Consider the following 14,439-nt stretch of genomic DNA (forward strand, 5'->3'; position numbering starts at 1 on the left):
CAGCTCCACGTGTCTGCGAATCTCAAATTCATCACACGTAGTAAAAAATATCTGATATTTTTAAAAATATCAACTTTTAATACTGAGCAGGAAATGAAAGCGCCCGGGCAACGGCCCGGGCGTGTTTTTCATTCTTGTTGGCAGAGCCTTAGAGAGTGACCCAGTCACCTCCGGACTGGTGTGAGCGCACGGAGGCTTCAATAAACCGGACGCCATCTGCACCTTGTTCGACACTGGGATAAGTAAGCCAATCATCCGGAACGGTAACGCCATCCCGACGCGCGGCTACGGCCATAGCAAATTCCGTATAGAGGTTGGCCCAGGCTTCGATAATCCCTTCTGGGAAGCCGCGCGCGGTCCGGATTAGACGTTCTGCGCCCGGGCCGATGCCATGCCCGTGACCTCGGCTGATGATACGATCCGGCTCACCGAACCGATTGAACTTCAGCTGTTCCGAATTCTCCAGGTCCCACTCGAGACCTCCTTCGTTCCCGAATATGCGCAACCGCAACCCTCCCCGATTCCCGGGGGCAAGGCGTGTTGCCATCAAGGTTCCCGGAACTTCCTTTTGATAGCGGGTAAACATGAACACCGTGTCTTCCAAAGGCTTTGGCGCGCCGCAGACATGAAACTCGGCCCGTAGGTCGGTCAAGGGCAGGCCCGAGACAAAACTGGCGAGATGCGCGGCATGGGTGCCGATATCGCCGACACAACTGGTCGGACCAGAAATCTTTGGGTCCAGCCGCCATTTGACATGGGGCGCATCAGCCACATCGTCGGGCGTCATCCAGTCTTGCATGAACTCGACATGGATTTGGTTGATTTTACCGATGCCGCCTTCCGCCACGATTTGTTTGGCCTGACGGATTACTGGAAAACACGACATCGCATAGCCGACAGCAAAGATGTGTCCCGTGCGCGCGGTAATTCCCTCAAGCCCCTCGGCCTCGGCGACTTCGTTGGTCAGGGGCTTGTCGCACAGCACGTCAATACCCGCCTCCAGAAACGCTTTGGCGGCTTCAAAATGAACGTGGTTCGGGGTAGTGATCATGACGGCATCTACGCCATCCGGGCGCGCCGCCTCGGCCTGTGCCATCTCGTCGAATGACGCATAGCACCTGTCTGCTGGCAAGAACCACTCAGCTCCGCGCGCCTTGCTGCGCGCGGCATCTGAACTGAGCGCGCCTGCGGTGACCTCCCACCGGTCGGTCATCCGCGAGGCCGTTGCTTGCGTGACAGAGATCCGTCCGCCGCCAACAACGCCCAGCCGCAAACGGCGAGACAACCGGGGGAAAGGTCCGTCAAAGTTCAGGTCTTCGGGTAAAAGTCTCTCAGCCATTCTGAACCTCCATTTCCGGGACCCGTACGCCCTCTGGCAGCATTTCCACCGCCATGAAGATGCTGGGGGTAATCGTCTCGTATTGATGCCAGGGATAGTTGCCTTCAGCGTCATACATCGGCTTGTGCGTCGTGCCGGGGGCCATGAATTCTTCGAGGTAAAGGGTTTCAACATCCCGCTCACGGCATTGCTGCATTTTGCCAAAGCCTACGATTTGCGTATGCACTTCGCGAAACCCCGGTACCGGGCAGAACGGATGATCCTTGTGCAATCCGACATTCAATGGGACCGAACCGGAATGGTACATGGTCAGTCCAACGTTACCCACGAAGACCTTTGGCGACATGTAGTGGCTGACACCGCGCAGACGCTCCTCTTGGCGGACATCAAAAGCAGATGGCCACGTATCTTTCACCCATGCGAACAACTCGTTTTCATCGGCATGGGCGTCGAAACCGTGGACAATGACTGCACGTTCCACGCCGCTAAGCGTGCTGTCTTGCACGATCACAGAGGAAAGCGGTGCAATGGTCTGATCCTCGACAGAGAGGTTTCGCCCCCCAAGGTTAAGGACGATGGCGCGACCCTCGATAGAAATTCCGTCTTCACTGGTGATGTGCTGGACGCGAAAGAATGGCTGGGCAAAGTCGAGTGTCTCAATCGGCATGAACCAACTCCTTCCTCTCATTCAATAGGAAATCGACCGGCAGAGGCTCCGGAGCCGCGCAACGGCTTTCTATCGTCTGATAGGCGCCAAATTTCGGCGCCCGCTCGATTGCGTCCATGACCTCGAACACATGATAAGCCAGCGCTCCACTTGCACGCGGTTGGCGTCCTTCTTGTGCCGCCAGGGCCAGATCCAAAAGGCCGAGCCCGCGGCTGTCTTTATTGAACCTGTGTTTGTTTTCGACCACCTGCCAGTCTTCGCGACCGGTTGGACGGGGCTGATGAGACCAGCGCGAGGTGTCCCGCGTCTTCAACCAGACATCCCCCTGAAAGATGTTGGCCCCATGTACCGGGTCAGGGTCTGGTATGCTGATGGTGCCTTTTTCACCGTAGATCTCGAACCGCGGCGTTTCGCTGTCCCAGACGTCGAAGCTCATGGTCATCGACCCTATAGCCCCGGACGAGAACTGCAGCAGGCTTAGGGAATGCGTGTCGACCTCGACATCCATCCATTCACCGTTGCGAGGGCCATTTTCGATCATCCTTTTGTCGAACGTGCGCCGAGCCATTCCGGCAACCCGGTCAACGGGACCAAGGCAACAGATCATGGCGGTCAGGTAGTACGGCCCAAGGTCCAGCAATGGCCCACCACCCGCCTTATAGTAGAAATCCGGGTTGGGATGGTGGCGCTCCGTCCCGTGGGTACCGACATGGGCAAAAACCCCTGTGGGTTTGCCAATGGCACCCTCATCAATCAAGCGCCGAACGGTTTGCCAACGACCGCCCAAAAACGTGTCGGGTGCGCAACCGACCAGTAACCCCTTTTCAGAGGCCATGTGCAGAATCGTCTTACCATCCGTTCGATCCATAACCAGCGGCTTCTCGGAATAGACGTGCTTGCCCGCCTCCAACGCACGCAGGCTGATTTCGGCATGCGCCGCCGGAATTGTCAGATTCAGAACGCAATCAATTGTCGGATCGTCAAACACTTCATCTGGCGTGCAGGCCTGGGCGACACCGTATTGATCCGCTTTGGCGCGGCTTTCCGAAGGATCGAGGCTTGCACAAGCCACGACCTCAACGTTTGAGAATTTGGATAGTGTTTTTAGATAAATATCGCTGATACGACCACAGCCGATAAGGCCGACCCGGAAGGATTTCGATGTCTCACGTGTCATCATTCCTGTCTTCGTAGAGGGGTAAGTAATTCGGGGGCATCGGCCCTTTGTTCCGCCCCCCCTGGTTCATCTGTTCCCAAGCGTGGGCGAGTATTCCAACCGAGCGGGACAGGCAAAACAGCCCCCGCGACAAGGGCGCAGGAAAGCCAAGCTCGCAGAAGATCACAGCTGTCGCGCCGTCGATATTCATGGCAATCGGCCGACCGCCACGTTGACGACCGAGTTCGGCTTGAACCTCTTCTCCGATATCGGCAAACCGGCCAGAAACTGTGCCTGCTGCCGCCGCATCACGAACAAGTTGCATCAAACGTGGTGCGCGTGGGTCGACAGGCTTGTGAAACCTGTGACCAAAGCCCGATACGATCTTGCCGTAGGTCTCGCGCCAACTGTCCAAGCCATCCCGAACAGCGTCATTCAGCGAAGCTCCCGCATCCATGCGGACCGCGATATCATAGTACAGCTCTGCACACTGCTCGCCTGCTCCACCGTGCACGTCGCCCAGCATGTTCACCGCAGTCGCCATCGCATTATTGAGACCTACCCCGCAGGTCGCAGCCATACGCGCCGCCGCGATCGAGGGGGCCTGCGGGCCGTGATCCACGCCTGCGACCAAAGCAGCCTCGAACAGGCGCGCTTGCGCGTCGCTAGGCAGATCACCCCGTACCATCAGCCAGATCATCTGCGGGAATGAAACGTTCCCGATCAGGTCCTCTATGGCGTTGCCACGAAAAGCGATCTGACCAGGCTTCATGTCGATGATGGAGGTACGCCACCATTGGCGAACGGCGCGCTCATCGTCTGTCATCTGCGCGGTCATTGCGTCTGCACCTCTTTCACCGGCTGGGTTTTGCTTTGCGCAGCAAGGCGAATGGGTGCATTGCGCGCGCCATAACCAGCATAGCCCATACGGCGTTCAACAATTTCGAAGAAGAAGCCATTAAAGATGGGGCTGCTGTAGATCTGAAAATACTCGGCACCCGCTGCCCGATCATAAAGGATATTCCCGACGCGCAGCCGAGCGATCAGGTCGTCATCCAATCCGAATGCCGCTTGCAGATCGGCGTAGTAGTTTTCCGGAATCGTCAGGCTGGGAAAACCGGACTTGATCAATTGAGCTGAGGTCTCAAAAATATCATCCGACTGGAAGGCAATGTGCTGAACACCGGCGCCAAAACCATCTTCAAGGAATGACGCCGCCAGTGTTCGGCGCCCAACGGCCCCGTTCAGGTTCAGGCGCACTTCGCCCTCGGGGCTTTCGATGGCCTGGCTTTGAACGACGCCGGACGGGTCTGCCACATTCACGATAGGAGACTTGGCCATCTCAAAGGTCGAAATGTAGTAGAGCAGCCAGCTTTGCATCTCATCATGACGCATCGTCTGTGCCAGATGGTCGATGCGGCGCAGACCGGCAGGCTGGGTCGCTTTGGTCTTGGCGACTGGCTCAAACTCGATGTCCCAAACCCGATGGAGATCGGATTTCTCATCGATGAAATGAACAACATTGCCACCAACGCCCCGAATGGCCGGGATATCCAGTTCCCCTGTCCCCACCGGCTGTGAGAAATTCGGCGCGCCCAACGCGGTCGCCCGCTGAACCGTCTGATCCGCATCTTTGACACGCAACCCCATGTCACAAACGGAGGGGCCGTGACCTAGGAACGCCGAATGGGCAAAACCTTCCTTTTCGGTATTCACAACGATGTTTATCGCGCCCTGCCGCCACAGCTCGACGGACTTAGTGACGTGCTTTCGCTCCATTCGAAAACACATTGCTGACAGCATGTTTGCCAGCTGAGCGCCGCTTACCTCATCAGCCGTAAATTCGACAAACTCAAAGCCCGACGCATAGACGCGCTCCGGCAGGTCCGGGATGCCGAAATCGGCTCCCGGCTCGGTGCGGGCTACCTCATCCAGGAGGTTCACCAGCGACCTGTAGCTGTCTCGGGCCAGTGTTCGGCCACCGGGTTGAGGAGCTGCTTCGTTGACGCGCGCAATCGACCAAGGCCCCTTGTATCCGGCGCGGGACAACACCCGCACGAAGCCCGGAAGGTTCAGTGATCCGAGCCCCGGCAAAAGCCCAAAGTGCCGTTTGAGCCTGCGGATATCCATCTCAAGCCGGGGTGCATCGGACAGTTGCACATGGAACAACCGCTCTCCAGGAATGTCCCGAAGGCGGGCTGGTTTGGATCCGTCGGCAAGCGAGAAGAAGGAATTCAAGGCCAGCCCCAAATGAGGGCTGTCGACAGCATCAACGACGCCTAACGCCTGTTCATCCGAGTGAATAAGATCCGACCATGGCAAGCCCATATAGGCCAGACGCAATCCCATCTCTTTCGCGATCTCGGCCGCTTCGCCAAGATCTGCGATTACCTGTTCTTCGGTCGCAGCGGCATCGACCTCGAACGCGGACCCAATGAGCAGCAATTCCGTTCCCAGCTCGCTCATCAGGTCGAGTTTGCGCTTCAGTCGATCAAAGGCGCGCTCACGTCCGGCTTCGGGCTGGCCTTCAAGATTATGGAAGGGTTGTAGCAGGCATATCTTCAGGCCGAGGTCCGATGCAATCTTGCGGACTTGCGATGGCGGTCCGTCAAAAGCGGTCAAATCCGGTTCGTGTAATTCGACACCTCCGAACCCCGCGTCGGCGATAGCACTCAGTTTTTCGGCCAGATCACCGGGGATCGACGTTGTCGAAACCGAGAGGCACATTATCCCTGATATCCAAACATACGCGGCAACCACAGGACCAGATCCGGCATCAGCATCATGATCACCAGGGCGAAGATGAGAACCGCGAGGAAAGCCCAGATTTCCGAGATGATTTCACGCAACGGAATGTCGGTCACGGCGTTGATCACAAAGAGCAGAATGCCATAGGGCGGCGTGATCAGACCGATCATCGAGTTCACGACGACCAGCACCCCGAAATGCACCAGATCAATCCCAAGCGCTTCGCAGGTTGGAATGAACAGGGGCACAATCACCAGGATGATCGTTGTTGCGTCTAACACGCATCCCAGCGCGAGGATCAGCAGGTTAACCAGGATCAGGAACACAATCGGGCTGACATCCGAACCCTCCAGCAGTGCCGAGATCGACTGAGGGATTTGCTCCTGAATGACGATGAAGTTCAGAATGAATGCGCCACCAATGACAACCCCAACGGCCGCCGACGAACGGGCACTGTCGACGAAGACCTGATAGAGGCCACGGAAGGTCAGTGCGCGGTAGAACAATGCTGCCAGTAGCAAGGCGTAGAAAGCAGCTACGGCGGCAGCCTCGGTCGGGGTGGTGACGCCGCCATATATGCCGTACAGCAGGATTGCGGGCATCAGCAGTGCCGGGAACGCGTTGGCGGTTTTAGCTGGCAATTCGCGCAGTGGAACAGGTTCTTCCAATGCAAAGTTCCGCTTTCCGGCCAGATAGTAGTTCATCGCCATGAGGACGACGCCCATGATCAGACCCGGCAAAATACCGGCCAGGAACAGCGACCCGATAGAGGCCTTGGAAACGAGCGCATACAAGACCATCGGGATCGAGGGCGGAATGATCGGACCGATGGTGGCCGATGCCGCTGTGATCGCGGCAGCATAACCTCGGCTATAGCGACCATCCTTGGTCATCATCTCAATGATGATCTTGCCGATACCTGCAGCATCCGCGACAGCCGAACCGGACATGCCGGAAAAGATCAGCGACGCCACCACGTTCACGTGCCCAAGGCCGCCCTTGAAACGCCCGACGGCAGCGACGCAGAAGTTCAGAAGGCGGTCGGTGATCGACCCTGCGTTCATGATATTGGCGGCGACGATGAACAAAGGCACGGCAAGCAGGATCGTGCTTTTGTAAAAGCCTTGCAGGATCTTCTCGCCTGCGAGGGCGACGTCCAGTCCGGCCGTGCCCAGATAAACCAATGAGGCCAAGAGGATGGAATAGCCGATAGGTGTCCCGATGCCTGCCAGAAGAAAGAGAGCGAGCAGGCAGGAAAGAAGTTCAAAACTCATTTGTCTGCGTCCTCGTTGTCTTCACCGTCGACGCGGGGATGATCGTCAACCACGTTGTACCCAACGACCAGTTCCAGCTCGGTTTTTGGTGGGCCATTTCGCAGGATGTCAAAGAACAGCCATCCATACCGCGCGGCCACGACCAGCATGAACACCGCATAAATTGAAAACACGGTGCGCAGCGGTACCTTCTCGCCCGAGAACGGGTTGCGCACGGTCGCGGTCTTTCGGATTTTCATCCAGTCGATGTAGTCCCATGTCGGCAGGAAGCTGTAGAGCATCCCAATGACGATGGCGGCGGCTGCGAGCATCGCAAAGACCTGACGGACACGTCGGGGTACCGACAGGTAGATGATGTCGAACTTCACGTGATCTCTCTCGCGCACGATAAACGCGCAGCTGAAGAAGATCACCCAGACCCAAAGAATGCCGATGAGTTCAAGCGTCCAACCAGCGGGGGTGAAGAAATACCGCAGAAGAATTTGCAGAAGGAAGATCAGGAAGATTGCCGCCAGCATCCCGCCGGCAATCGCTTCGGTCAGTCGGGAGAACCCCTTTATGAAGCCTTTCATCGTGGTTCTCCCTCCCTTCTTCAGACGACCTTAGTTGCCCAGAGCGTTGATCTGCTCAAGCACACCGTCCGGCCATGATCCGGCGAATTCACTTTCCAGATACATCGACTGTACCTGATCGCGGAATGCCGCCAGGTCGGGTTCGTAGACCTCCATGCCCTGTTCCTTGAGGAAGCTGACAAGGTCCTCTTCTTTCTGAAGCTGCTTCTGGCGACCGGATTCAGCCGCTGCATCCGCAGCTTCCTGAACCTTGGCTTGCTGTTCCGGTGTCAGCCCGTCCCAAACCTCTTTGCCGATGGCGATATAGTTCAGGTCGACCAGATGCGATGTCAGGACGATCTGATTGGTCACTTCGTAAAACTTGGCATCAACCACGGTCGGCAATGGGTTGTCCTGACCGTCAACGGCACCGGTCGACAGAGCTGTGTAAACCTCTGAGAACGCCATTGGTGTCGGGGCGGCACCCAGCGCTTTGCCAAGGAACTGCCACGCATCGGTGCCCGGCATCCGCAGGTTCACACCCTCCAGATCAGCCGGAGTGCTGACGGTCAGTTCATCCTTGGGCTGGCGCAGGTTCACCTGACGACGGCCCAGATACATGACCGACAGCAGTTTGACGCCCAGCTCTTCTTCGGCCTTTTGCTTGAAGGCATCCATCAAGGGATCGTTGAAGACAGCCACCTGATGCGCTGCGTCCTGGTGGACATAGCCTGCTGTAAAGATCGAAAACTCGGGGAAGAACTGTGCCAGCTCCTGCGCCGAGGTGATCGACATCTCCAGATTGCCGCGACTGATGGCGTCCAGCTCAGTGCCTTGCGCGAAGATCGTGCCGTTGTAGCTGGGCTCATAACTTGCGAAATCAGCGACCATGGGCGCGAAAACCTCGGCCATAGCGACCGAGCGCTGGTCGGTCTCCGATCCTGATGTTGCGAGGCGAAGTTGCACTTTGTCTTCCGCCAACGCACCGCTTGTTGCGCTAAACAGAACACCGGTTGCAACCAGGGCTGATACAGCAGCCCGGCGGGTAAGTTTGGTAATCACTTTGCTCCTCCCTGAGACATCATGATGCTTCTTTTTGCGATTCAGAGTTTTGACCTATTTTGGACATTTTGCAAGATGTTTTACAAAATATCAGATATTTTGGACTGCCGTCATACCTACCATTGGTGTTTTTTGTAAGTTTTTGATCTTGACCGTATCACCTGTTCTGCAGGAATTCTGAATAGCTTCAATAACTTGAAGCGTCCTGAAACCTTCCCATCCAGACACAATCGGCTCTGCTTCGCTCCGAGCTACTTCAACAAAGTGCCCAAGCTGATTGACCAGAGGGTCAGACGCACCCTTCTTCAGCGCGGTTGATGAGATTGGCGTCCACCAGTCCCTTTGCTCACTCTGGTAACTCCACAATCGAAGATCGGGAACGGACAACGAACCATGAGAGCCACCGATCATGTAACTACTCTCAGTGGTCGACGGATAGATTGGATATTCCTGAGACGTCATCTCCCAGCTCCATGGAGCAACGATGCTGTCGGACACACTTATGGTTCCTATCGCTCCGCTTTCGAACGTCAACAGAGCACCGGCAACATCTTCGTTGTCGTAACCCCGCTGCGATGCAGCCGACTGCGCCTGTACGGTCATGACTTCCCCGGCCAGGTACCGCAGCAGATCCACATCATGGACAAGATTGACCGAGATGGGCCCTGCGCCGGGTTTCTTTCGCCAGGGCGCAGCATCAAAATACTCGTCTGGCTTATAGAACCAGCAATTCGCATGGACAGCGCGCACATCGCCAATCTTCCCATCGACAATAGCTTCCTTAGCCGACCGGATCAGAGGATTGTGCCGACGATGATGTCCGACCATCAGTGGCACATTGGCCTTCTCCGCTGCTTGAACAAGCTCAAGCGCAGCGGTGGCTTCTACGGCGATCGGTTTTTCGACAAGAACGGGACAACCATGTCGAACACAGGTTAGGCCTTGATCAACATGAAGCGTGGTCGGGGTCGCAAGAACAGCTCCATCCGGCGTCTGATTTGCAAACATTTCCTCGAGGGTCTCGTAACATGCGACCCCGTGCTCAACGGCGTAAGCACGACCTTCATCGCTGGGGTCGACCACCGCGACGAGATCAACATGGCGCAACGCTCGGATAGCGTCTGCGTGGCGTCGTCCAACAAGACCAATGCCGACAATGGCAATGCGAAAGTTCTGAGACACTTTGCTTCCTTCCGGAGGGTCCGGAAAATCCCGAAACCGATGATAGCAATCGGGCTGCTTTGCCCAACTTGGCACGACCGTATTGGGGTTTTCGCGATTCCGCAATAATGTATGATATTTTTATTTTTACCATACATCAGTTTGGATTGCTGATGTCTCTGAAAAATGCTAATTGAACGAGGAAACTGATAATATCGGGTGAAACGCATGGCGAAACAGCCATCTACGATAGGTGCAAGTACCTATCAGCGCATCAAGCGGGACATCATCTTCGGGGAGCTGCAGCCCGGCTCCAAACTGAAGCTGGACGCTTTGAAGGAACGCTACTCGGCAAGCCTTTCGACACTTCGTGAAACGCTGAACAGGCTCGCCAGCGACGGATTTGTCGAAGCTCCCGAGCAACGGGGCTTCCTGGTCACGCCGGTTTCACGAGAAGACCTGACCGAGATTTCAGAGCTGCGCGTCCTGTTGGAATGCCACGCGTTGGAGTTGTCCATTGCGAATGGCGACACGGACTGGGAAGGCAACCTCGTTGCCGCACACCACAAACTGCACCTGATGGAGCAGCAGCTTCTTAAGGGCGACGAGTCCGAGAAAGAAACCTGGAAACGGTATGATTGGGAGTTTCACCAAGCAATGATCGCGGCCTGCAACTCCAAGAACCTTCTGTCTCTGCACTCGATCATCTACGACAAGTATCTGCGGTATCAGATGCTAGTACTGACCTATCGCGGTGAAGAGGCAGTCAAGGAGCACAAGGGCATGTTCGATGCCGCATTGACCAGAGACGCGAGCACCGCAAAGAAGCTGTTGGAAGATCACATCCGAAACGGTCTCTCACATACGCTTGAGGCTATGTAGCTCGCTGTTGTTGCTGCCTATCGCCATCACTTGGATCAGCAACGCGGGGCCTGACAGGCAAGTTTAATTTCTGTGCTTACCAGATGAATTTCGTAAGTTCATTACGCCATCGTAAAGATCGACGGCCCAATCATTCACTGCATCACCCCCCCACAGCCAGAGCCTCAAGGCCATGGGAAAAGAGCAGTTCGACAAATCCAAGGCTGACGTTCTGGATTTCTGTCGAGGCATCGTCGGGGGTCACGGCATGAACCCCTGAACAAACCACCGTTGTGCCAAAAGGTAGGCAAGGCCAGGCCGGACCCGGCATACCTGAAATCTGTTCGCGGCCTCCCTTGCTGCATTTGCGAGGCGTTCGGGTTCGTTCAGACAACACCCACAGAAGCACACCACCCTGATTGTCGAGCGCATAAGAGATACGTGCTGCTCAAGGATGGCTGAGAACGGCGCAAGGTCCCATCAGATCATGACTTGGTCAGGACATGAATCACTGTATGCAGTAGAGCGCTACACCAAGTAAGCGGACCAGAAACGCATGCTGTCCGTGGACGTTTCGGGAACGCAAATTGTTCAGATCGCAAATATCTGAACAAAAACGTCGCGTAAGTTATTGATATCGTGGAAAGTTTTTACCAAGTGGCGGACCGAGGAGGATTCGAACCCCCGACCCCTTGATTCGTAGTCAAGTACTCTATCCAGCTGAGCTATCGGTCCGCGTTGGTGAGGCGCTATGTAGACCCGGGGCGGTGGACGTGCAAGCGGATTCTGCAAAAATCTTTCAAAAAGTCCCATCCCCACGAGGGAGCCTTATTTCAAAGGTTGTTCCCTCTGGTCCGGTGTTCCTCAGCACCAGGTCTCCGCCATGTCCGCGTACCAGTTCCTGCGAAATCGCAAGCCCCAAACCAGAACCGCCTTTGCGTACCCCACCCTGAAAAGGTGTGAACAGATTTTCCTTTGCTTTCGGCGGCAGACCGGGGCCTGTGTCCTTGATCTCGATGCACCAATCCGTCTCGGTTTCATGGGCTGAAACAGTGACATTGCCGGGCTGACCGGACGTGACAAGCGCCTGTCGGGCGTTGCGAACAAGGTTCAGAATGACACGGTACAACTGCTCGGGGTCGGCGCGAACCATTAGGTCCTGCGGTACATTATTGGTGATCTCCACACAGGTGTCCGACGTCGCAAGCTGTTCGCTGGCGACAACGTCCTCGGCAACGTTGTGGACAGGTACCATTGTCAGTGTGGGGGCTGGTTCCTCGGCTCGTCCGAAGGCCAGAGTGCTTTCACACAATGAAACCGCGCGGGTGATGGAGTTGACCAATTTCGGTGCCATGCGGCGCACCAGCGGGTCGTCGCTGCCTTCGATCCGGTCAGTAAAAAGCTGTGCCGACGTCAGGATGTTCCGCAGATCATGACTGACCTTAGCAACCGCGCCACCGACCTGAGCCAGCCTTTCTCGTTGCTTCAATGCCTGCGTCAGGTCGGTTTGCAGGGTCTTGAGCGCTTCTTCGGCCTCGCGAAGCTCAGTGACCTTTGAATTGGGTGAAATGATGCCTCGTGCGTCTTCGGGCGCACTGGCGTAGCGCTGCATGTAACCGACCACACCTTTGATGGGGCGGACCAGAACAACGCGGACTGCCAGAAAAAGGAAGGACGCAGTTATGATTGAAATGACAAAGGACAGGCCCAGAATGCGAAGGCCATAGTCGGTCATGGCCATGCGCAGCGGATCGCTGTCCATCGTGACCTCGATCAGAAGCCCGGCGTCTTTGACCGGTGCGCCGATCACCCGGATCACCTCATTTCCAGGTGTAAACAGTCGCGATGTCGCGTCACGGATCAGAACCCAGGCACTGGCGTCGCGCAAATCATAGGTCTGGGTGATCTGATCCGGGATTGGCGAGGACAGCATCAACTGTCGCACCTCGTCGCGGCGCAACACCACGTTATAGACCCCGGCATTTGCCAGCAATTCGGCCTCAAGATCGTCCGCCAGCATGTCATCCGCCAGCAAAGCCAGCGAGGCGATCTGAGCGCGTTCAAGCCTGTTCAACAGGAAGTCTTCGCGAAACCGGGCAATCGAAGGCACAAAGATCAAAACCTCGGCCAACATTACGAAGACCGTCGTCAGGATCAGAAATCGGCCCGAAAGCGAATTCAAATGACGCTCCTTTTCCGGTCAGGGGATCCAGCGCTGGACGAACCTGACCACTCGTTTAACCGTCTGATTCTCAAACAGCCTTGGCGAGAAATAGGCCCCCGCCACACGTTTGTTAAGCTCTCCAATCGTCGGATATGGGGAAACCATCGCAGCGATCTGAGCCATTTTTAGGTTATTGGCCAACGCAAGCGACCACAAGTTGATCAATTCACCGGCCTGGTGCCCCACGATTGTAGCGCCGATAGGCCTGCCCTTTACGACCATGACCTTGATAAAGCCTTTCGTTTTCCGCTCGGATATGGCGCGGTCGTTATGGTGGTAGTCGAAGCGCGCGATCTCAACCTTATCCCCGTGATGCGCACGCGCCTGCGCCTCGGTCAGGCCGACTTGCGCCAATTCCGGGTCTGTATAGGTCGCCCAAGGGATATGGGCCGTCTTGGCCCTGGACGGCAAACCAAACAGAGCCGAGCGGATAATGATACCTGCTTGGTACCCGGCGACATGCGTGAATTGCAGCCCGCCCGCCACATCGCCAATCGCATATACGCGGCGATTGGTGGTGCGCAGGCTCTCGTCGGTCTTGATTCCAGTGCGTGTTTTTTCAACTCCAGCCGCGTCGAGGTTCAGCCGGTCAATATTGGCTTTACGCCCGACGGCCAGCAGCAAATGGGTGCCTGAGTATATGTCACCATTGTCCGTTACCACGTCGATGGCGCCCGCCTGCCCCCGTATCTGGGCGACCATCGCGTTTTCATGGATGTTGATACCCTCGGCCTGCAATGTCTTCAGCACGATAGCTGCCGCCTCGGGGTCGTCCTTGCCCAGCGCCTTCATGCCTTCGATCACGGTCACCTTGCAGCCCAGCCGCGCATGAGCCTGCGCCATCTCCATCCCGATCGGCCCACCGCCGATGATCAGCAAATGTTCAGGTTTGTCGCGCAGCTCAAAGATTGTCTCATTGGTGTAGTATGGCACCTGATCCAGACCCGGCAACGGCGGCACCAAAGGCGAGGACCCGGTGACCACCACGATCCGACGCGCCGTGATCAGAGTGTCACCCGCCTGAACCTGTGTTCGAGACACAAAAGACCCGTATTCCCGGATGACATTGACGCCAAAGCCTTCGAACCGCTCCTGACTGTCCATCGGCTCGATCTGCGCGATCACGTCATGAACATGATCCTTCGCCGCAGCGTAGTCCACCTGCGCCCGCATATCCGCCACGCCAAAGGCCGAAGCGTGGGATTGCCCATAGGCTGCTTTGCCGCTTGCAATCAGAGCCTTGGACGGAACGCAGCCGTAGTTCAGACAATCACCGCCCATTTTGTGCCCCTCCAGCAGGACAACATCTGCGCCCATCTGGCTGGCCCCTGCGGCGACGGACAGGCCACCTGACCCGGCTCCGATCACCAGGATATCGGTTTTCAGATCTTGCATG

At 56.4% G+C, this 14,439-nt stretch carries 12 protein-coding genes and 1 tRNA gene; 1 reads left to right on the forward strand and 12 read right to left on the reverse strand.

Annotated elements, in window-relative coordinates; genetic code table 11:
• Positions 1 to 148 precede the first annotated feature (148 nt).
• The 9 genes from ACP0GE_RS08350 to ACP0GE_RS08390 all read right to left on the reverse strand — a co-directional run bounded on the left by ACP0GE_RS08350 (position 149) and on the right by ACP0GE_RS08390 (position 9,979).
• Positions 149 to 1,339, reverse strand: coding sequence for a Gfo/Idh/MocA family protein (locus ACP0GE_RS08350; protein WP_424831518.1), 1,191 nt, complete (start codon positions 1,337 to 1,339; stop codon positions 149 to 151).
• Positions 1,332 to 2,006, reverse strand: a complete 675-nt coding sequence (locus ACP0GE_RS08355) for a hypothetical protein (protein WP_424831519.1) — start codon at positions 2,004 to 2,006, stop codon at positions 1,332 to 1,334. Before ACP0GE_RS08355 ends, ACP0GE_RS08350 begins: the two co-directional genes overlap by 8 nt.
• Positions 1,996 to 3,183, reverse strand: coding sequence for a Gfo/Idh/MocA family protein (locus ACP0GE_RS08360; protein WP_424831520.1), 1,188 nt, complete (start codon positions 3,181 to 3,183; stop codon positions 1,996 to 1,998). Before ACP0GE_RS08360 ends, ACP0GE_RS08355 begins: the two co-directional genes overlap by 11 nt.
• Positions 3,173 to 4,000 carry a citryl-CoA lyase gene (locus tag ACP0GE_RS08365; RefSeq protein ID WP_424831521.1) on the reverse strand — a complete coding sequence of 276 codons (828 nt, stop codon included), beginning with the start codon at positions 3,998 to 4,000 and terminating at the stop codon, positions 3,173 to 3,175. The genes ACP0GE_RS08360 and ACP0GE_RS08365 overlap by 11 nt, the downstream gene beginning before the upstream one ends.
• Positions 3,997 to 5,889, reverse strand: a complete 1,893-nt coding sequence (locus ACP0GE_RS08370; RefSeq protein ID WP_424831522.1) for a bifunctional sugar phosphate isomerase/epimerase/4-hydroxyphenylpyruvate dioxygenase family protein — start codon at positions 5,887 to 5,889, stop codon at positions 3,997 to 3,999. Before ACP0GE_RS08370 ends, ACP0GE_RS08365 begins: the two co-directional genes overlap by 4 nt.
• The gene (locus ACP0GE_RS08375; RefSeq protein ID WP_170328647.1) at positions 5,889 to 7,184 is read right to left on the reverse strand and encodes a TRAP transporter large permease; all 1,296 of its coding nucleotides are present in this window, start codon (positions 7,182 to 7,184) and stop codon (positions 5,889 to 5,891) included. Before ACP0GE_RS08375 ends, ACP0GE_RS08370 begins: the two co-directional genes overlap by 1 nt.
• Complete coding sequence (locus tag ACP0GE_RS08380; RefSeq protein WP_424831523.1) at positions 7,181 to 7,756, reverse strand: TRAP transporter small permease; 576 nt, start codon at positions 7,754 to 7,756, stop codon at positions 7,181 to 7,183. The genes ACP0GE_RS08375 and ACP0GE_RS08380 overlap by 4 nt, the downstream gene beginning before the upstream one ends.
• A 30-nt stretch (positions 7,757 to 7,786) precedes the next feature.
• Complete coding sequence (gene dctP, locus ACP0GE_RS08385; protein ID WP_170674874.1) at positions 7,787 to 8,797, reverse strand: TRAP transporter substrate-binding protein DctP; 1,011 nt, start codon at positions 8,795 to 8,797, stop codon at positions 7,787 to 7,789.
• Between the two features lie 90 nt (positions 8,798 to 8,887).
• Entirely contained in the window at positions 8,888 to 9,979 is a 1,092-nt protein-coding gene (locus ACP0GE_RS08390; protein ID WP_424831524.1) for a Gfo/Idh/MocA family protein, read from the reverse strand.
• A gap of 207 nt (positions 9,980 to 10,186) precedes the next feature.
• Between ACP0GE_RS08390 and ACP0GE_RS08395 the strand changes: the two genes are divergently transcribed.
• A complete protein-coding gene (locus ACP0GE_RS08395; protein WP_424831525.1) occupies positions 10,187 to 10,840 on the forward strand; it encodes a GntR family transcriptional regulator in 654 nt (217 codons plus the stop codon).
• A 637-nt stretch (positions 10,841 to 11,477) separates the two neighbouring features.
• On the opposite strand, the gene ACP0GE_RS08400 is transcribed toward ACP0GE_RS08395, so the two are convergent.
• The 3 genes from ACP0GE_RS08400 to ACP0GE_RS08410 all read right to left on the reverse strand — a co-directional run bounded on the left by ACP0GE_RS08400 (position 11,478) and on the right by ACP0GE_RS08410 (position 14,438).
• Positions 11,478 to 11,554 (reverse strand) — tRNA-Arg (locus ACP0GE_RS08400).
• A gap of 64 nt (positions 11,555 to 11,618) precedes the next feature.
• Positions 11,619 to 13,001 (reverse strand): ATP-binding protein, encoded by a 1,383-nt coding sequence (locus ACP0GE_RS08405; protein ID WP_424831526.1) that lies wholly within the window; start codon positions 12,999 to 13,001, stop codon positions 11,619 to 11,621.
• Between the two features lie 18 nt (positions 13,002 to 13,019).
• Positions 13,020 to 14,438, reverse strand: coding sequence for a dihydrolipoyl dehydrogenase family protein (locus ACP0GE_RS08410; protein ID WP_424831527.1), 1,419 nt, complete (start codon positions 14,436 to 14,438; stop codon positions 13,020 to 13,022).
• Position 14,439: the final 1 nt, after the last annotated feature.

Source organism: Ruegeria sp. (assembly GCF_965243365.1).
In the GTDB taxonomy this organism is placed as follows: Bacteria; Pseudomonadota; Alphaproteobacteria; order Rhodobacterales; family Rhodobacteraceae; genus Ruegeria.

Bases quoted from the DNA above. Each gene is read 5' to 3' on its own strand.
- ACP0GE_RS08350 (WP_424831518.1), bottom strand. From the start codon at position 1,339: ATGGCTGAGAGACTTTTACCCGAAGACCTGAACTTTGACGGACCTTTC.
- ACP0GE_RS08355 (WP_424831519.1), bottom strand. From the start codon at position 2,006: ATGCCGATTGAGACACTCGACTTTGCCCAGCCATTCTTTCGCGTCCAG.
- ACP0GE_RS08360 (WP_424831520.1), bottom strand. From the start codon at position 3,183: ATGACACGTGAGACATCGAAATCCTTCCGGGTCGGCCTTATCGGCTGT.
- ACP0GE_RS08365 (WP_424831521.1), bottom strand. From the start codon at position 4,000: ATGACCGCGCAGATGACAGACGATGAGCGCGCCGTTCGCCAATGGTGG.
- ACP0GE_RS08370 (WP_424831522.1), bottom strand. From the start codon at position 5,889: ATGTGCCTCTCGGTTTCGACAACGTCGATCCCCGGTGATCTGGCCGAA.
- ACP0GE_RS08375 (WP_170328647.1), bottom strand. From the start codon at position 7,184: ATGAGTTTTGAACTTCTTTCCTGCCTGCTCGCTCTCTTTCTTCTGGCA.
- ACP0GE_RS08380 (WP_424831523.1), bottom strand. From the start codon at position 7,756: ATGAAAGGCTTCATAAAGGGGTTCTCCCGACTGACCGAAGCGATTGCC.
- ACP0GE_RS08395 (WP_424831525.1), top strand. From the start codon at position 10,187: ATGGCGAAACAGCCATCTACGATAGGTGCAAGTACCTATCAGCGCATC.
- ACP0GE_RS08410 (WP_424831527.1), bottom strand. From the start codon at position 14,438: ATGCAAGATCTGAAAACCGATATCCTGGTGATCGGAGCCGGGTCAGGT.